Consider the following 18,210-nt stretch of genomic DNA (forward strand, 5'->3'; position numbering starts at 1 on the left):
CGTCTGGCGATGGATGGCGGGTGCGGGCGGCGCACCACGCGAGGTGAGAGTTTAACGTGTCTTCCTTTCAGCCCCCGATTTCTGCCGAGGAATGGGAGCGGGGCGCGGGGATTGCGCCGAACGGCCGCAACGGGAAGGGGCGGGGAAGGGGGCGGAAGCGCGCCTGACCGCGTGGCGGCGGACAGGCGGCGTCGGTGGTGGACGGGCCGGGCGGCCCCTGGAACGTCAGGCGTCCGGGTACCACGCGTCGCTGAATTCGCTGACCTGCACGTCGGTCAGCTCGGCGCGGGCGGCGAGCCATGCGCGCACGGTCTCGCGGTCGGCGTCGGTGGTCGTGCCGCGCGGCGCGCCGGAGATCACGTATGCGCCGATGCCTTCGTCGGCGGATGCGACGGTCAGCAGGCCGTTCGCTTCGACGAAGTCGATGAAGGCATCGATCAGCTGGCCGCGCTCGAGGTCGGACAGCTCGGTGCGGTATTGCGCGGTCGCGTTGAACGCGAGCTCCTGGAATTCGCCGATGTGGAGCTTCTTGCGTTGGCGGCGGTTGTGGCTTTTGCTCATGGTGTAGGTGCTGAGTGAATGCGGGGTGGAAAAGCGCAGCGCACCGGCGGGTGCGGAACGATTTGAGGCGTGCTGCCGTGATGCGAGATGATACGGGAAGGTTAGCGCTGCCGTCCGCGCCGCCAAAGGAGCATCGTCGGTTTACCTAAACAAACCTCAATATTTCGGGGCGGCCGCTGTTCGTCGATTGCGGATCGTCATCGGGCGGGCCCCATCGGGACTGATCGGGCGCTCCTGTCGTGCTCCAGCGCTCCGATCGGGCGATGCTACTTGCCGGTGCAGCATTTGTTCGGGCAATCGGGTTCAAACGAGATTTCTACGCGCCGCCCGTTGTCCACATCGCCGTGCGAATAGACTCGCGCACTCGTTTTGACGGTGCCACGCAGGAAGCCCAGTTGCTCGAGCAACGTTCGCCCTGCTTCCAGGCGAGACCGAGCAAGTTTCGATGCCTGGTGCTCGGCTTCTTCAGCGTGGCCGCTGACGAGTGTTGCTTCGTCAGTGGTGTGATTGGCGTAAGTGATCTGCTGATCGATTATCCAATTCGTCAGGCGAACGATCTCTGCATTCGGAACCGTCGAGCTGTTCGCGGGAAAATAAATATCGAAATTCTCGCTTGCGGTGCATGCAAATGAGGAATTGGATAGGGCGAGAAGTAGCGGGGTAAGATATTTATGCATTGTAGATTACATATCCTGCGATGCTGTCGGCATTGTTGATTGCCTGTTCCGGATTTTCGGTTCCAAGAGTCAAACACTTGTCCATGAAGTAGCGGTGATCTTTGGTTCCCATGGTGTCGCTAAAGTGACTCGCTTCATGAATCAACGTAGAAACGACGGAATCCTTTTCCCACGAGAAATCACGCATTGTGCAGAAATCGGCATGTATCGCGATTGTATGGGTTGCTGTGTCCGGCGAGCAAACCTCAGCGACGACACCGGACGTATTGGGATTCGGAACGCACCCGATATATTGGTATCGGGCACCGTCCCAGCGCATGAAGTTTGATCCGGTAAGCTTGTTTAAGACTCTGACGATTGCGCTCAAGCCGCTAATCAGCGTCGCCCGCGTTGCGTCGTCGCTTCTGCCAAACCATTGTTGGACGCGGGCTTTATCGGCAGTGGACCAGCGCTGGAGATCCTTCATCCTTGCCTCGACAAGCGCCACAGCCTGGTTGCGCTTGTTCAGCACCATTTCCCGAAATTCCTTGTTGGTCATGTTCGGGCATATTTGTTCGGTGTTGATCGTGACGTCGACCGTGGAGCCCGGATTCGTGTTGGTGACCGCGCCGGAATGAACGAGGAACCACTCGCCACCATCATTCACGTCGAACTTGTTCGGCATGTCAGTTTTCCTTCGTATAGATCTTCAAGGATGCCGCAGAGCCGGTCCGGATGCGGTTGGTTTGCCCATGCGCGTCGGTGATGCCCGTGAATTCCTGCCCGGTATCGGTCACGACTCGATAGCGGACGTTCTGCAGCGCGCGGCCCCACTGATCGCGCAGCGTGTATTGCTCGTCATGCACCGCAGCTCGCGCGATTTCAACGATCGACTGCTCAGCCGTCCTCGTCGCGGCCTGTCCGCCGCCGTCAGTCGAGTAGTAGAACGTCGTGGAGGGCGACGCGCGGACGCGGTTCTGTCGGCACGGACATAGGACCCAATCCAGATCCTTGACCATGGCCTTTCCATCATCCAGCCATGTGCTGGCGCTGCCTCGTATGGGAAACAGCCCTTTGCAGTTGCCGCAGGTTGCCTGGTCGCCATCGCGCGCCATGGTGTTGCCGCGCTCGTCGTAGTGCGTTGACGAACCGCTAGCGACATAGCCGCCGGTCGTCGTGAGGCTGCCTTTGACTACCAGTTGTTCGAACATGATCGTGATCGATGGGAGTTGAGGGGCTTTCCGCGAAACAACTCGCTGATGCTCGCGGTGACACGACAAATTTTCATGCGCAGCGAGGCGATATTCACGCTCGGAGGGCGGATTCAAACAAGTCTCGTTGTCGAGAAATTTGCACTTGCGCGTGTGCTTCGTCGACAAACTGAGTTCAATTCGGTCTTGGTTCATGGCTTAAATGGTCGTTTGCCCGTTAATTCTCGAAAAACAGATCAAAAGGGAGAATTACGCAGAGTATTGCCAAGTGTTAAGTGGCGAGCGGAACGGAAAATTCGGATCGAACGACGCCCGCGGCTCCAATTTCTCCGGCGCCCGATTCGTCGAATGCGATTTTTCTGCGATACGGCTCGACGACGCGCGTCTGGTCCGAACGTCGTTCGAGAACTGCGATCTGAGCGGCGTCGATTTCCGAGGGGCGAACCTGGAAGGCGTGGATTTTCACGGCGGCACGTTCTGGAGCGCACCCGACGGATCGGTGCTGGACCGAACGAAGTTCGTCGACACGCCGGAGGCGCGCCGTACGATCGAACGGAGCACGATCGCAAGAAAGGACTGCATCGAATGGTGCCCGGTTGCCCCGCGCGCCGACGCAGAACCGGCTTCGCTCGTTTCACGCACGAGGCTGAAAGGCAGGCCGGGCGAAGTCGTGCCGCGGAGCGGCTGGTGGATCAGCCCGGCGCTCGGGAGCGAGCAGGGGCGGCGCTATTTCAGCGCCGGAGAGAAGTTTCCGGACATCGAGTCGACCAGCTGGGGGCGCGTGATCTGGAGTTACAACGCCGACGATCGACGTTGAGGTCGACGCGCGCCCGTCCCGGACGAGACGGGCGCGCCACCAGCGCTACATCAGCACGATGTCGTACTGCTCCTGACTCAGATTCGACTCGACCTGCAGCGACACCGGCTTGCCGATGAAGTCGATCAGCATCGCGAGATGCTGCGACTCCTCGTCGAGGAACAGGTCGATCACCTGCTGCGCGGCGATCACGCGGAATTCGCGCGGGTTGAACTGGCGCGACTCGCGCAGGATTTCGCGCAGCACGTCGTAGCACACGGTGCGCGCGGTCTTGACCTGCCCCTTGCCCTGACAGGTCGGGCAAGGCTCGCACAGCACGTGCGCGAGCGATTCGCGCGTGCGCTTGCGCGTCATCTCGACGAGCCCCAGCTGCGAGAAGCCGTTCACCGTCACGCGCGTGCGGTCGCGCGACAGCGCCTTCTTCAGCTCGGAGAGCACCGCGTCGCGATGCTCGGCGTTCTCCATGTCGATGAAGTCGATGATGATGATCCCGCCGAGGTTGCGCAGCCGCAGCTGGCGCGCGATCGTGTGCGCCGCCTCGAGGTTGGTCTTGAAGATCGTGTCGTCGAAGTTGCGCGCGCCGACGTAGCCGCCGGTGTTCACGTCGATCGTCGTCATCGCCTCGGTCTGGTCGATCATCAGATAACCGCCCGACTTCAGGTCGACGCGGCGCGACAGCGCGCGCTGGATCTCCGTCTCGATGTTGTACAGGTCGAACAGCGGCCGCTCGCCGGTGTAGTGATGCAGCTTCGGGCTCACCGCCGGCGTGAACTCGGCCGCGAATTCCGCGAGGCGCTGGTACGTCTCGCGCGAATCGACCTGGATGCGCGTCGTCTGGTCGTTCGCGAAATCGCGCAGCACGCGCTGCGCGAGATCGAGATCCTGGTACAGCAGGCTCGTCGCCGGCAGCCGCTGCGCCTGCGCGACGATCGTCGCCCAGGTCTTGCGCAGATACGCGACGTCGCCGGCGAGCTCCTCGGAGCTCGCATCCTCGGCGATCGTGCGCACGATGTAGCCGCCTTTCTCGTCCGGCGGAACCACGGCGGTCAGCCGCGCACGCACGGCCTCGCGCTCGGCCTCGCTCTCGATCTTCTGCGAGATGCCGATGTGCGGCTCCTGCGGCAGGTAGACGAGCGTGCGGCCCGCGATGCTCACCTGCGTCGACAGGCGCGCGCCCTTCGTGCCGATCGGGTCCTTGATCACCTGGACCATCAGCGTCTGACCTTCGAACACGATCTTCTCGATCGGCTGGTGCGGCGCGCCCGACTGCGGCTCGCCCGCGAGCCGCGGATGCCAGATGTCCGCGACGTGCAGGAACGCCGCGCGCTCCAGACCAATGTCGATGAACGCCGACTGCATGCCGGGCAGCACGCGCACGACCTTGCCGAGATAGATGTTGCCGACCCGCCCGCGCGACAGCGTGCGCTCGACGTGAAGCTCCTGCACCGCGCCTTGCTGCACGAGTGCGACCCGCGTTTCCTGCGGCGTGAGGTTGATCAGGATTTCTTCGTTCATGGTGGGATTCAGAAGGCGACGCGCGCGGCACGGAGCAACGCGGCTGTCTCAAAAAGGGGCAGACCCATGATACCCGAATGGGAACCGGCGATTCGCTCGACGAATTCGGCCGCACGGCCCTGGATCGCATATGCGCCCGCCTTGCCGAACGGTTCGCCGGTTTCGACGTAGCGCTCGAACGCGTCGCGCGGCGCGGCCGCGAAGCGCACCGACGAGCGCGACAGCGCCGGCGGCAGCAGCGCGCCGTCGGCGCCGATCACCGCGACGGCCGTCAGCACTTCGTGTTCGCGGCCGGCGAGACGCGTCAGCATCGCGAGCGCGTCGTCGGCATCGGCCGGCTTGCCGAGGATCGCGCCGTCGATCGTCACCGTGGTGTCGGCGACGAGCACGGGCGCGGCCGGCTTGCCGCTCGCGACGAGCCGCGCACGCGCGGCCTCGGCCTTCGCGACCGTCACGCGCTGCACGTACGCGTCGGCCGCTTCACCGGCGAGTTCGGCTTCGAGCGCCTCGGCGTCTTCGTCGGGGCGCGGCAGCAGCAATTCGAAGCGCACGCCGATCTGCAGCAGCAGCTCCTGGCGGCGCGGGCTTTGGGATGCGAGGTAAAGGATCGGGAAAACTGCGGGGGACGCGCTGGACGGCATGGTGTCGTTATCTCGGTGAACGCGCGCGGCGCGCGTCCCGAGGACGACGCGTCATGCGCGGTGGTAGGGGTGATTCTGCGTGATGCTCCACGCGCGGTAAAGCTGTTCGGCAAGCAGCACGCGCACCATCCCGTGCGGCAGCGTCATGCTGGAGATGCGCAGCAGCAGATCGGCGCGCGCCTTCAGTTCCGGATCGAGCCCGTCGGCGCCGCCGATCACGAACGCGACGTCGCGGCCGTCCTGCTGCCAGCCGGGCAGCGCCTGCGCGAGCTGCATCGTGGTCCAGTCGCGGCCGCGCTCGTCGAGCGCGACGATGCGCGCGCCCTTCGGCAGCGCGGCCTCGATCTTCTGTCGCTCGGCCGCCATCACGCTTTCCGCGCTGCGGCCGCCCGAACGCAGTTCGGGCTTGATCTCGCGCAGCTCGATGCGCAACTCCGGCGGCATCCGCTTCGTGTACTCGTCGAAGCCGGACGCGATCCAGCCGGGCATCTTGTGGCCGACAGCGAGGATGTAAAGCTTCATCGAAACGACCGACTGCGACTCAGCGGCGGCGGGCCGCCGTCTTGCGCGCCGGACGGGCGGGCGCTTCCTCTTCCTCGTCGTCGCCTTCGCTCGCGGTCGCGAAGCCGCTCTGGCCCTTGTCGCCGCCGAGCTTCATCCGCACCGGCTTGTCGCCCCAGATTTCCTCGAGGTTGTAGTACTGGCGCAGCGCGGGCTGCAGGATGTGGACGACCGCGTCGCCGCAATCGACCAGCACCCATTCGCCGGTGTCCTCGCCCTCGGAGCTGACGATCTCGCCGCCGGCTTCCTTGACCTTGTCGCGCACGCTCGAGGCGAGCGCCTTGGTCTGGCGGTTCGACGTGCCCGACGCGACGATCACGCGGTCGAACAGTTCGGTCAGATGGCTGGTGTTGAACACCTTGATGTCTTGCGCCTTGATGTCTTCGAGAGCGTCGACGATCACGCGCTGCAGTTTGCGGATATCCATGGAATCAGGAATGGTAGAGACGATGTTGAAGAATATAGGCCCAGACGGCGGCCGGCACATGCTCGGCCGACGCGTCGGGCATTTGCGCATGACGCGCGATGCATTCGCGCAGGTGCGCACGGATGTCGGTTGCGGCGATATCGAACGCGAGCGTCGTATCGATCAGCAGACGCCCGGATGGCGTCGCCTTCAGCTGCTCGGCATCGGCCCGACGCCGCGCGATTTCGCGTGCGACGTCGGCCGACGCCGCGCCGAGGTCGAAGCCGGGGCGCGTCGACGCGCACACGTGCGCGTAGTCGAACAGCTTGCGCCAGTCGCGCCAGGTGTCGAGGCGCACGAGTTGGTCGGCGCCGATCAGCAGCGACAGCGATGCATCGGGGCCGATGCGCTCGCGCCAGCGCGCGAGCGTCTCGACCGTGTAGGTCGGCCCGGCGTGCTCGATCTCGTCGGTCGCGACGGTGACCGCGACGCCCGGCAGCGCCAGCGAGCCGGCCGCGGCGCGGGTCATCGCGAGCCGATGCTCGGCGGCCGACACGTCGCGCTTCTGATACGGTTGGCCGGCTGGCAGCAGCACGAGCTCGGTCAGCTGCAGCACGTCGGCGAACCGGCGCGCGAGTGCGAGATGGCCATCGTGGATCGGATCGAACGTGCCGCCGAGCAGGCCGATACGTTGTGACGGCGGCTGCGACGGCGGCTGCGGGGCGGGGCGGGCGGAGGTGTCCAGAAAAACGTGTCCTGTCGTTGAGGCGGCCGGTCAGACCCAGTCGCGCGGCACGAGGAATTCCGCGAGACGCGCTTCCGCCGAGCCGGGCGCCGGTTGCCAGTCGTAGCGCCAGGTGGCCACCGGCGGCATCGACATCAGGATCGACTCGGTCCGGCCGCCGCTTTGCAGCCCGAACAGCGTGCCGCGGTCGAACACCAGGTTGAATTCGACGTAGCGGCCGCGCCGGTACGCCTGGAACTCGCGCTCGTGCTCGCCGTACGGCAGCGCCGCGCGGCGCTCGACGATCGGCAGATACGCGTTCAGGAACGCGTCGCCGACGCTTTGCATCATCTCAAACGAGCGTTCGAAACCGGGTTCCGAGAAATCGTCGAAGAAGATCCCGCCGATGCCGCGCGTCTCGTTGCGGTGCTTCAGGAAGAAGTACTCGTCGCACCAGGTCTTGAAGCGCGGGTAAAGCTCGGCGCCGAACGGGTCGAGCGCGGCCTTGCAGGTCTGGTGGAAATGCCGTGCGTCGTCCTCGAACGGATAAACCGGTGTCAGATCCATGCCGCCGCCGAACCAGAAGACCGGCGCTTCGCCGGGCTTCGTCGCGATCAGCATGCGCACGTTCATGTGGACGGTCGGGCAGTACGGGTTGCGCGGGTGCAGCACCAGCGACACGCCGAGCGCCTCGAAGCCGCGGCCGGCCAGCTGCGGGCGCGCGGCGCTCGCCGACGGCGGCAGCGCATCGCCCGCGACGTCGGAAAAACCGATGCCCGCGCGCTCGAACACGCGGCCGCCTTCGAGAATCCGCGTGCAGCCGCCGCCGCGCAGCCGCTCTTCAGGGCCGCGCTGCCACGCGTCGGTCGCGAGCGGCGTGCCGTCGAGCGCGCCGAGCGCGTCGGCGATGCGTGTCTGCAGGCCCTGGAGATACGTGCGCACGCGCGCTACGTCGTAGGTCGAATCGGTCATGTCTGGACTGGGCGCTCCCGCCGCAGGCGGGAGTCGCAAAAAAGGACGTCTGCCGGCCATTCTAGCGAACCCGGCAGCAGGGGCCGCCGGCTGCTCGCGCAGCGCGGCGGTGGCGGCATCACGTGCTCTTGCGGTTCAGCGCGCGAAAGCCGATGTCGCGGCGGTACTGCATGCCTTCGAAATTGATCTGGTTGATCGCGTCGTACGCATGCTGCTGCGCTTCGCGCACCGAATCGGCGAGGCCGACCACGCACAGCACGCGGCCGCCGGACGTGACGAGCTTGTCGCCGTCGAGCGTCGTGCCCGCATGGAACGTCACCGCCTGCTCGGTTTCGGCCGGGATGCCGTTGATGCGGTCGCCCTTGCGCGGCGCGTCCGGATAGCCGTGCGCGGCCAGCACCACGCCGAGCGCGGTGCGGCGATCCCAGTCGAGCTCGACCGTGTCGAGCGTGCCCGCGATCGCCTGTTCGACGACCTTCGAGAAATCGCTCTTCAGGCGCGCCATGATCGGCTGCGTCTCGGGGTCGCCCATCCGGCAGTTGAATTCGAGCGTGCGCGGATTGCCGTCCTTGTCGATCATCAGGCCCGCATACAGGAAGCCCGTGAAGCGGATGCCGTCCTTCTCCATGCCGCGCACCGTCGGCATGATGATCTCGCGCATCACGCGCGCATGCATTTGCGGCGTGACGATCGGCGCGGGCGAATACGCGCCCATGCCGCCCGTGTTCGGGCCGCGGTCCTCGTCGAGCAGGCGCTTGTGGTCCTGGCTGGACGCGAGCGCGAGCGCATGCTTGCCGTCGACCATCACGATGAAGCTCGCTTCCTCGCCGTCGAGGAATTCCTCGATCACGACGCGCGCGCCCGCATCGCCGAGCTTGTTGCCCGACAGCATCATGTCGACTGCCGCGTGCGCCTCTTCCAGCGTCATCGCGACGACCACGCCCTTGCCGGCCGCGAGGCCGTCGGCCTTCACGACGATCGGCGCGCCCTTGGCGTCGAGGTACGCGTGCGCGGCGGCTGCATCGGAGAAGGTTTCGTAGTCGGCGGTCGGAATGCCGTGGCGCTTCATGAACGCCTTCGCGAAATCCTTCGAGCTTTCGAGCTGCGCGGCTTCGCGGGTCGGGCCGAACACCTTCAGGCCGCGCGCGCGGAACAGGTTGACGATGCCGGCCGCGAGCGGCGCTTCCGGCCCCACCAGCGTGAACGCGACGCCTTCGCTTTCCGCGAAATCGGCCAGCGCGTCGAGCGACGTGATGTCGACGTTCTTCAGACGCTCGTCCTGCGCCGTGCCGCCATTGCCGGGCGCGACGTAGACCATCTGGACGCGCGGCGATTGCGCGAGCTTCCACGCCAGCGCATGTTCGCGGCCGCCGGAACCGACGACGAGTAGTTTCATGGGATTCCCCGCAGACTAGAAAACAGGGCGGCCGGCACGCTCAGGCGCGCCGGCCGCGAAATCGGTCGGGCCGCCGTCGCCACGAGGCGCACGGCGGCCGGCATCTCATTCCTCGACGATGACGGCGTTCGTATACACCTCCTGCACGTCGTCGAGGTTCTCGAGCGCGTCCAGGAGCTTCTGCATCTTCGCCGCATCGTCGCCGGTGAATTCGACTTCGTTCTGCGGCTTCATCGTCACTTCGGCGAGTTCGGCCTTGAAGCCGGCGGCTTCGAGCGCATCCTTCACCGCCGAGAACGCCTGCCAGTCGCACAGCACTTCGATCGAGCCGTCGTCGTTGGTGCTGACGTCGTCCGCGCCGGCCTCGAGCGCCGCTTCCATCAGCGCATCTTCCGACGTGCCGGGCGCGAACAGGAACTGGCCCACGTGATCGAACATGAACGCGACCGAGCCGTCGGTGCCCATGTTGCCGCCGAACTTCGAGAACGCGTGGCGGACTTCGGCGACCGTGCGCGTGCGGTTGTCGGTCAGCGTGTCGACGATGATCGCCGCGCCGTTGATGCCGTAGCCTTCGTAACGGATTTCTTCGTAGTTCGCGCCGTCCGCGCCGCCGACGCCGCGGTCGATCGCGCGCTTGACGTTGTCCTTCGGCATGTTCGCGTCGGCCGCCTTGTCGACCGCGAGACGCAGCCGCGGGTTCGAGCTCGCGTCGCCGCCGCCGAGGCGAGCCGCGACCTGGATTTCCTTGATCAGGCGGGTCCAGATCTTGCCGCGCTTCGCGTCGGCCGCTGCCTTCTTATGCTTGATGTTGGCCCATTTCGAATGACCAGCCATACCTTTCTCCGTGCCCGGGCGCGTGGCGCGGGCGATTGTGCCAATGTGTCGTTGAATCGGCGGCCATATCGGCGGGCGTGATGCCGCGGGGCCGCGCGTGTCGAGTGGAACGGGATTTTATCACGCGCAGACCGTCGCTTCGGGGCCGCCGTGCTTGGCCGAACGGCCGGCGCAGGGCCACGCGGCCCCGTGCGGCATGCGGGTCAGTTCTTGGTGCCGAACAGGCGGTCGCCCGCGTCGCCGAGGCCCGGCACGATGTACGCGTGCTCGTTCAGGTGCGAATCGAGCGACGCGACGTACAGCTTCACGTCCGGATGGGCGTCCTGGAACACCTGCACGCCCTCGGGCGCGGCGACCAGCGCGACGAACACGATGTTCGCGGCCGGCACGTTGCGGCGCTTGAGCACGTCCACGGCATGCACGGCCGAATAGCCGGTCGCGACCATCGGGTCGCACAGGATGAACACGCGGTCTTCCAGGTCGGGCAGGCGCACCAGGTATTCGACCGGGCGGTGGTCGTCGGCGCGGTACACGCCGATGTGGCCGACGCGTGCCGACGGCACGAGGTCGAGCAGGCCGTCCGACATCCCGATGCCGGCCCGCAGCACCGGCACGATCGCGAGCTTCTTGCCCGCGATCACCGGCGCGTCGACCTCGACGAGCGGCGTGGCGACGCGCCTGGTCGTGATCGGCAGGTTGCGGGTGATCTCATAGCCCATCAGCAGCGTGATCTCGCGCAGCAGCTCGCGGAACGTGCGCGTGGACGTGTCCTTGTCGCGCATGTGGGTCAGCTTGTGCTGGATCAGCGGGTGATCGAGGATGAAGAGATTCGGGAAACGGCTGTCCTGTTTCATGACGGGGTGCCTTGACGGCAAAAGGGAATGGGGGGCGAAGCCGGCGCCGGGCCGGCCGTCGCCGATGGCCGCAATTTTACCAAGGCGGGCCAGCCAATCCGGATATTATCGACGTCTCACGACAATCCGCGCGCCGCACCGGCCGGCGGCCGCCCGTTCGCGACCGTTCGCCGGTCCGGCGCCGCGGGCCGGCCTACCGCGGCGCGCGTCGCCATGAAGGAATCGACGATGGATCTCGGCATCGCAGGAAAGACCGCGCTCGTCTGCGCGGCGAGCAAGGGCCTCGGGCGCGGCTGCGCGGAAGCGCTGGCCGCCGAAGGCGTGAACCTCGTGATCGTCGCGCGCACGCGCGACACGCTCGAGCGAACCGCGGACGAGATCCGCGCGGCGTCGAACGTGTCGGTCGCCACGGTCGCGTGCGACATCACGACGCCCGACGGCCGCGCGGCCGCGCTCGCCGCGTGCCCGCAGCCGGACATTCTCGTGAACAATGCCGGCGGCCCGCCGCCCGGCGACTTCCGCGACTTCTCGCGCGACGACTGGATCCGCGCGCTCGAGTCGAACATGCTGACGCCGATCGAACTGATCCGCGCGACCGTCGACGGGATGATCGCGCGCGGCTTCGGCCGCATCGTCAACATCACCAGCTCGGCCGTGAAGGCGCCGATCGACGTGCTCGCGCTGTCCAACGGCGCGCGCTCGGGGCTGACCGGCTTCGTCGCGGGCCTCGCGCGCAAGGTGGCCGGGCAGGGCGTGACGATCAACAACCTGCTGCCGGGGCTGTTCGACACCGACCGGATCGCGACCACGCTTGCCGCGGCGGCGAACGCGCAGGGCGTGACGGTCGACGAGCTGCGCGCGCGCCGCACGCGGGACATCCCGGCCGGGCGGCTCGGCACGCGCGCCGAATTCGGCGCGGCATGCGCGTTCCTGTGCAGCGTGCATGCCGGCTACATCACGGGCCAGAACTGGCTGCTCGACGGCGGCGCCTATCCGGGCACGTTCTGAGGCGCCGCGCCGCTTCTCCCCACGACGACAACCGAACCAAGAAGGAATCGCAGATGAGCAAACCCCGCATCGCATTGATCGCGCACGACGCGAAGAAGGACGAGATCGTCGCGCTCGCGGGCCAGTACCGCGACACGCTCGCGCAATGCCGGCTGGTCGCGACGGGCACGACCGGTGGGCGCATCGCCGCCGCGCACGGGCTCGAGGTCGAGCGCAAGCTGTCGGGGCCGCTCGGCGGCGATCTCCAGATCGGCGCGGAGCTGGCCGACGGCCGCGTCGACGTCGTCGTGTTCCTGCGCGACCCGATGACCGCGCAGCCGCACGATCCCGATATCACCGCGCTGGTGCGCGCGTGCGACGTGCACGACGTGCCGGTCGCGACCAACGTCGCCACCGCGCGGATGCTGCTCGACGATCTGGCGCGCAACATGCAGGACGTCTGCTAGGCGGCAACCTGCAGGATTGCCCCTGCTCGCGGCAGGGCCGTGCGCTGCGCGCGGCGACGCGCGAGAATCGGGCGTCGGGCGTCGGGCGTCGGCCGTCGGCCGTCGACCGTCGACCGTCGGACTGCGCGACGGCCGCCGGCGCGTGCCAGCACCGGCCGTCGCCGGCCCGCGCGGCGGCGCGCGAACCTTCCCTTCAAGCATTCACCCACGAGGAGCGAAACGATGCCGAAAGCAATCCGATACGACCAGCCGGGCGGCCCGGAGGTGATGAAGTGGGTCGACGTCGAGGTCGGCGAGCCGAAGGCGGGCGAGGTCCGCATCCGGCAGCACGCGGTCGGCCTCAACTACATCGACGTGTATTTCCGCACGGGCCTCTATCCGCAACCGCTGCCCGGCGGCCTCGGCATGGAGGCGGCCGGCGAAGTGACGGCCGTCGGCGACGGCGTGAGCGCGCTCAAGGCCGGCGACCGGGTCGCCTACGTCGGCCAGCCGCCCGGCGCGTATGCGCAGGAGCGCGTGATGCCGGCCGAGCGGCTCGTGAAGCTGCCCGACGCGATCGGCTACGACGACGCGGCGTCGGTGATGCTCCAGGGGCTCACCGCCCACTACCTGCTGCGCCGCACCTATCCGGTGAAGGCCGGCGACACCATCCTGATCCATGCGGCGGCCGGCGGGGTGGGGCTGCTCGTGTGCCAGTGGGCGAAGGCGCTCGGCGCGACCGTGATCGGCACGGTCGGCTCCGACGAGAAGGCCGCGCTCGCGAGCGCGCACGGCTGCGATCATCCGATCGTCTACACGCGCGAGAACTTCACGCAGCGCGTGAAGGAGATCACCAATGGCGCGGGCGTGCCGGTGGTCTACGACTCGATCGGCAAGGACACCTACATCGGCTCGCTCGACTGCCTCGCGCCGCTCGGCTACTTCGTCAGCTTCGGCAATGCGTCGGGGCCGCTGCCGCCGATCGACTCGAAGGAATTCTCGTCGCGCGGCTCGCTGTTCTTCACGCGCCCGACGCTGTTCTCGTACATCGCGAAGCGCGCCGATCTCGAAGCCGCGGCCGCCGAGCTGTTCGACGTGATCCTGTCGGGCAAGGTGAAGACCAGCATCAACCAGCGCTATCCGCTCGCGGAAGTCGGCCGCGCGCACGCCGACCTCGAGTCGCGCAAGACCACCGGCTCGACCGTCCTCGTGCCGTGACGCCGCGCCTGCGTGCCGGCGCTGCGCCGGCACGCAGCGTGGCGACGCCGGCGGCGGCCGAACGTGCGGCCGCCGGCGCCTCTTCGATTCCCTCGCTCCCGCGCGCCGGCCATCTCGCCGCTGCTGCGCCGGCCGCTCGCCGCGCGCCGCGTTTACGCGTTTTTTATACCGCCCCGATCACCTTTGACCCGTCCTTTACGCACGTTCCCATAAGGTTCTAGTCGTCCGATTACGACGACGGAGAACACAAAAATGGATGGGGTTTTCATCGGCGCACTGGTGCTGTTCACCGCGCTGATCCTCGGCTTGCTTGCCGGTTGCGAGAAGCTCGCGCAATCCGGCCGCGGGGGACGCGCATGACCTGGATGCTTTGGCTCGCGGGCGCCTCGACGGCCCTGCTGTTCGCGTATCTCGTGTTCGCGCTGCTGCGCGCGGAGGACATCGAATGAACGCGAACGACGTGTTTCAGATCGCGCTGTTCATCGTCGTGCTGCTCGCGGCCGCGGTGCCGGTCGCGCGTTACCTGACGGGCGTGATGGACGGCAGCTCGCGCGTGGTGCGCGTGTTCGGGCCGCTCGAGCGCGCGCTGTACCGCATCGCCGGCGTCGATGCGGGCACCGAGATGAACTGGAAGCAGTACGCGCTCGCGACGATCGCGTTCAACGCGCTCGGCGCGCTGTTCCTGTACGGGCTGCTGCGGCTGCAGGGCGTGTTGCCCGGCAATCCGCAGCAGTTCGGCGCGATGACGGCCGACGGCGCGTTCAACACCGCGGTCAGCTTCGTCACCAACACCAACTGGCAGGACTACACGCCCGAGCAGACCGTCAGCTATCTGACGCAGATGCTCGGCATGACCGTGCAGAACTTCCTGTCGGCCGCGACCGGGATCGTCGTCGTGATCGCGCTGATCCGCGGCTTCGCGCGCCATACGGCGCAGACGATCGGCAACTTCTGGGTCGACCTCACGCGCGTGACGCTGTACGTGCTCGTGCCGATGGCCGCGCTGGTCGCCGCGCTGCTGATGAGCCAGGGCGTGATCCAGAACATGAAGGCGTACCAGGACGTGCCGGTGCTGCAGGCGAGCACCTATGCGGCGCCGAAGCTCGACGCGCAGGGCAACGCGGTGAAGGACGACCACGGCAATCCGGTCACGGTGCCGACTCCGCTGGTCAAGCAGACGCTCGCGATGGGACCGGTCGCGTCGCAGGAAGCGATCAAGATGCTCGGCACCAACGGCGGCGGCTTCTTCAACGCGAACTCCGCGCATCCGTACGAGAACCCGACGCCGTTCGCGAACTTCGTGCAGATCTTCTCGATCCTGATCATCCCGGCCGCGCTGGCGCTGGTGTTCGGCCACATGATCGGCGATCGCCGGCAGGGTGTCGCGGTGCTCGCGGCGATGACGGTCGCGTTCGCGATCGCGCTCGGCGTCGAGGTGAGCGCCGAGCAGGCCGGCAATCCGACGCTCGCGGCGCTGCACGTCGACCAGCAGGCGAGCGCGCTGCAGCCGGGCGGCAACATGGAAGGCAAGGAGACGCGCTTCGGCATCGCGCAGACGGGCATCTTCACGGTCGCGACCACCGCCGCGTCGTGCGGGGCGGTCGACACGATGCACGATTCGCTGACGCCGCTCGGCGGCCTCGTGCCGATGCTGCTGATGCAGCTCGGCGAGGTGATCTACGGCGGCGTCGGCTCCGGCCTTTACGGGATGCTCGTGTTCGCGCTGCTCGCGGTGTTCGTCGCGGGCCTGATGATCGGCCGCACGCCCGAATACGTCGGCAAGAAGATCGAGTCGTACGAGATGAAGATGGTGTCGATCGTCGTGCTGCTCACGCCGCTGCTCGTGCTGGTCGGCACGTCGATTGCGGTGCTCGCCGACGCCGGCCGGGCCGGCATCGCGAACCCCGGCCCGCACGGCTTCTCGGAGATCCTGTACGCGTTCAGCTCGGCGGCGAACAACAACGGCAGCGCGTTCGCGGGCCTGACGGTCGGCACGCCGTTCTACAACTGGACGACCGCGATCGCGATGTGGTTCGGCCGCTTCGGCACGATCGTGCCGGTGCTGGCGATCGCCGGCTCGCTCGCCGCGAAGAAGCGCATCGCCGCGACGAGCGGCACGCTGCCCACGCACGGGCCGCTGTTCGTCGTGCTGCTGCTCGGCACCGTGCTGCTGGTGGGCGCGCTGACCTACGTGCCGGCGCTCGCGCTCGGGCCGGGCGTCGAGCACCTGATGATGTGGCTGGGCGCGTGACGCGCGCGCATTGCGACACGTTGACAAGACTGAAGAGATTGAAGAGATCGCCATGACTCAACATTCCGCAACACGGTCCATGTTCGATCCGGCGCTGCTGCGCCCGGCGATCGTGGATTCGTTCAAGAAGCTCACGCCGCGCACGCAGCTGCGCAATCCGGTGATGTTCTGCGTGTACGTCGGCAGCATCCTGACGACCATCCTGTGGATCGCGGCGCTCGCCGGCCAGGCCGAGGCGCCCGCGGGCTTCATCCTCGCGATCGCGCTGTGGCTGTGGTTCACGGTGCTGTTCGCGAACTTCGCCGAAGCGCTCGCGGAGGGGCGCTCGAAGGCGCAGGCCGCGTCGCTGCGCAGCGCGAAGAAGGACGTGATGGCCAAGAAGCTCAACGAGCCGCATCCGAAGTCGCCGATCCGCATCACGACGGCGTCGGACCTGCGCAAGGGCGACGTCGTGCTGGTCGAGACCGGCGACGTGATTCCGGCCGACGGCGACGTGGTGGACGGCGTCGCGTCGGTCGACGAATCGGCGATCACCGGCGAGTCCGCGCCGGTGATCCGCGAGTCCGGCGGAGATTTCTCGTCGGTGACGGGCGGCACGCGCGTGCTGTCCGACTGGATCGTCGTGAAGGTCACCGCGAACCCCGGCGAGGCGTTCCTCGACCGGATGATCGCGATGGTCGAGGGCGCGAAGCGCAAGAAGACGCCGAACGAGGTCGCGCTGACGATCCTGCTGGTCGCATTGACGATCGTGATGCTGCTCGCGACCGCGACGCTGCTGCCGTTCTCGATGTTCTCGGTCGAGGCGATGAAGTCCGGCCACGTGGTGACGATCACGGTGCTCGTCGCGCTGCTGGTGTGCCTGATTCCGACCACGATCGGCGGGCTGCTGTCCGCGATCGGCGTCGCGGGCATGAGCCGGATGATGCAGGCGAACGTGATCGCGACGTCGGGCCGCGCGGTGGAAGCGGCCGGCGACGTCGACGTGCTGCTGCTCGACAAGACCGGCACGATCACGCTCGGCAACCGTCAGGCGTCGGCGTTCGTGCCGGCGCCGGGCGTGACCGAGGAAGCGCTGGCCGACGCCGCGCAGCTGTCGTCGCTCGCCGACGAAACGCCGGAAGGCCGCAGCATCGTGGTGCTCGCGAAGGAGCGCTTCAACATCCGCCAGCGCGATCTCGCGCAGCTGCAGGCGACGTTCCTCGGCTTCTCCGCGCAGACGCGGATGAGCGGCGTCGATCTGCCCGGCCGCGAAATCCGCAAGGGCGCCGCCGATGCGATTCGCCGCTACGTCGAGCTGCACGGCAGCCGCTTTCCGGACGACGTGCGCCGCGCGGTCGACGAGGTCGCGCGCCGCGGCAGCACGCCGCTCGTGGTCGCGGAGCTGCACGACGGCGCCGCGCGCGTGCTCGGCGTGATCGAGCTGAAGGACATCGTGAAGGGCGGCATCAAGGAGCGCTTCGCGGAGCTGCGCAAGATGGGCATCAAGACGGTGATGGTGACCGGCGACAACCGGCTGACGGCCGCGGCGATCGCGGCGGAGGCGGGCGTCGACGATTTCCTCGCGGAAGCCACGCCGGAAACCAAGCTCGCGACGATCCGCGAACACCAGGCGGCCGGGCGCCTCGTCGCGATGACCGGCGACGGCACCAACGACGCGCCGGCGCTCGCGCAGGCCGACGTGGCGGTCGCGATGAACACCGGCACGCAGGCGGCGAAGGAGGCCGGCAACATGGTCGACCTCGACTCGAACCCGACCAAGCTGATCGAGATCGTCGAGATCGGCAAGCAGATGCTGATGACGCGCGGCTCGCTGACGACCTTCTCGATCGCGAACGACATCGCGAAGTACTTCGCGATCATCCCGGCCGCGTTCGTCACCACCTACCCGCAGCTGCGCGTGCTCGACATCATGCATTTGACGTCGCCGGCGTCGGCGATCCTGTCGGCGGTGATCTTCAATGCGCTGATCATCGTCGCGCTGATCCCGCTCGCGCTGAAGGGCGTCGCCTACCGGCCGCTCGGCGCCGCGACGCTGCTGCGCCGCAACCTGCTGGTGTACGGGCTGGGCGGCGTGCTGCTGCCGTTCCCGTTCATCAAGCTGATCGACATGACGCTCGCCGCGCTCGGCTGGGCCTGAGCGCACCGGATTCGAAGGAACCC

The 18,210-nt window shown here is 67.2% G+C and carries 20 protein-coding genes; 7 read left to right on the top strand and 13 right to left on the bottom strand.

What is annotated here, in order from left to right:
• Positions 1-225 precede the first annotated feature (225 nt).
• The 4 genes from EX20_RS15445 to EX20_RS29900 form a co-directional block, all read right to left on the bottom strand.
• Positions 226-561, bottom strand: a complete 336-nt coding sequence (locus EX20_RS15445; RefSeq protein ID WP_011885587.1) for a YggL 50S ribosome-binding family protein — start codon at positions 559-561, stop codon at positions 226-228.
• A gap of 266 nt (positions 562-827) precedes the next feature.
• A complete protein-coding gene (locus tag EX20_RS30780) occupies positions 828-1,238 on the bottom strand; it encodes a hypothetical protein (protein ID WP_011885586.1) in 411 nt (136 codons plus the stop codon).
• A complete protein-coding gene (locus tag EX20_RS15450; RefSeq protein ID WP_034194049.1) occupies positions 1,231-1,902 on the bottom strand; it encodes a M35 family metalloendopeptidase in 672 nt (223 codons plus the stop codon). Before EX20_RS15450 ends, EX20_RS30780 begins: the two co-directional genes overlap by 8 nt.
• Before the next feature lies 1 nt (position 1,903).
• On the bottom strand, positions 1,904-2,428 hold the full coding sequence (locus EX20_RS29900; RefSeq protein ID WP_051974443.1) for a PAAR domain-containing protein: 525 nt from the start codon (positions 2,426-2,428) through the stop codon (positions 1,904-1,906).
• A 202-nt stretch (positions 2,429-2,630) separates the two neighbouring features.
• Between EX20_RS29900 and EX20_RS15460 the strand changes: the two genes are divergently transcribed.
• Positions 2,631-3,245 (top strand): pentapeptide repeat-containing protein, encoded by a 615-nt coding sequence (locus EX20_RS15460; protein ID WP_034194050.1) that lies wholly within the window; start codon positions 2,631-2,633, stop codon positions 3,243-3,245.
• Between the two features lie 45 nt (positions 3,246-3,290).
• Here the strand turns inward: EX20_RS15460 and rng are convergent, their stop codons facing one another.
• The 9 genes from rng to upp all read right to left on the bottom strand — a co-directional run bounded on the left by rng (position 3,291) and on the right by upp (position 11,148).
• Positions 3,291-4,760: a ribonuclease G gene (rng, locus tag EX20_RS15465; protein ID WP_011885582.1), complete on the bottom strand. Its 1,470-nt coding sequence runs from the start codon at positions 4,758-4,760 to the stop codon at positions 3,291-3,293.
• Between the two features lie 8 nt (positions 4,761-4,768).
• Positions 4,769-5,401, bottom strand: a complete 633-nt coding sequence (locus EX20_RS15470; RefSeq protein ID WP_034194051.1) for a Maf family protein — start codon at positions 5,399-5,401, stop codon at positions 4,769-4,771.
• A gap of 51 nt (positions 5,402-5,452) precedes the next feature.
• Positions 5,453-5,923 (bottom strand): 23S rRNA (pseudouridine(1915)-N(3))-methyltransferase RlmH, encoded by a 471-nt coding sequence (gene rlmH / locus EX20_RS15475; protein ID WP_011885580.1) that lies wholly within the window; start codon positions 5,921-5,923, stop codon positions 5,453-5,455.
• Between the two features lie 19 nt (positions 5,924-5,942).
• The gene (gene rsfS / locus EX20_RS15480) at positions 5,943-6,389 is read right to left on the bottom strand and encodes a ribosome silencing factor (RefSeq protein WP_011885579.1); all 447 of its coding nucleotides are present in this window, start codon (positions 6,387-6,389) and stop codon (positions 5,943-5,945) included.
• Positions 6,390-6,393: 4 nt separating this feature from the next.
• Entirely contained in the window at positions 6,394-7,113 is a 720-nt protein-coding gene (locus EX20_RS15485; RefSeq protein WP_072465508.1) for a nicotinate-nucleotide adenylyltransferase, read from the bottom strand.
• A 30-nt stretch (positions 7,114-7,143) separates the two neighbouring features.
• On the bottom strand, positions 7,144-8,064 hold the full coding sequence (gene hemF / locus EX20_RS15490; protein ID WP_014723389.1) for an oxygen-dependent coproporphyrinogen oxidase: 921 nt from the start codon (positions 8,062-8,064) through the stop codon (positions 7,144-7,146).
• Between the two features lie 118 nt (positions 8,065-8,182).
• On the bottom strand, positions 8,183-9,460 hold the full coding sequence (purD, locus tag EX20_RS15495) for a phosphoribosylamine--glycine ligase (protein ID WP_011885576.1): 1,278 nt from the start codon (positions 9,458-9,460) through the stop codon (positions 8,183-8,185).
• 105 nt (positions 9,461-9,565) lie between these two features.
• Positions 9,566-10,294 carry a YebC/PmpR family DNA-binding transcriptional regulator gene (locus EX20_RS15500; protein WP_011885575.1) on the bottom strand — a complete coding sequence of 243 codons (729 nt, stop codon included), beginning with the start codon at positions 10,292-10,294 and terminating at the stop codon, positions 9,566-9,568.
• Positions 10,295-10,497: 203 nt separating this feature from the next.
• Positions 10,498-11,148: a uracil phosphoribosyltransferase gene (upp, locus tag EX20_RS15505; RefSeq protein ID WP_011885574.1), complete on the bottom strand. Its 651-nt coding sequence runs from the start codon at positions 11,146-11,148 to the stop codon at positions 10,498-10,500.
• A gap of 228 nt (positions 11,149-11,376) precedes the next feature.
• Between upp and EX20_RS15510 the strand changes: the two genes are divergently transcribed.
• From EX20_RS15510 to kdpB, 6 genes are all read left to right on the top strand, one after another.
• Positions 11,377-12,156, top strand: coding sequence for an SDR family oxidoreductase (locus EX20_RS15510; protein ID WP_034194082.1), 780 nt, complete (start codon positions 11,377-11,379; stop codon positions 12,154-12,156).
• A 53-nt stretch (positions 12,157-12,209) separates the two neighbouring features.
• Entirely contained in the window at positions 12,210-12,602 is a 393-nt protein-coding gene (locus EX20_RS15515) for a methylglyoxal synthase (protein WP_014723386.1), read from the top strand.
• Between the two features lie 222 nt (positions 12,603-12,824).
• Positions 12,825-13,799, top strand: a complete 975-nt coding sequence (locus tag EX20_RS15520) for a quinone oxidoreductase family protein (protein WP_034194052.1) — start codon at positions 12,825-12,827, stop codon at positions 13,797-13,799.
• 356 nt (positions 13,800-14,155) lie between these two features.
• Complete coding sequence (gene kdpF / locus EX20_RS15530; protein WP_006752209.1) at positions 14,156-14,248, top strand: K(+)-transporting ATPase subunit F; 93 nt, start codon at positions 14,156-14,158, stop codon at positions 14,246-14,248.
• Positions 14,245-16,050, top strand: coding sequence for a potassium-transporting ATPase subunit KdpA (gene kdpA / locus EX20_RS15535; RefSeq protein WP_034194054.1), 1,806 nt, complete (start codon positions 14,245-14,247; stop codon positions 16,048-16,050). The genes kdpF and kdpA overlap by 4 nt, the downstream gene beginning before the upstream one ends.
• Positions 16,051-16,102: 52 nt before the next feature.
• Complete coding sequence (gene kdpB, locus EX20_RS15540) at positions 16,103-18,187, top strand: potassium-transporting ATPase subunit KdpB (protein WP_034194055.1); 2,085 nt, start codon at positions 16,103-16,105, stop codon at positions 18,185-18,187.
• Positions 18,188-18,210 lie beyond the last annotated feature (23 nt).

This window comes from Burkholderia sp. WP42 (assembly GCF_000745665.1).
Lineage (GTDB): Bacteria > Pseudomonadota > Gammaproteobacteria > Burkholderiales > Burkholderiaceae > Burkholderia > Burkholderia vietnamiensis.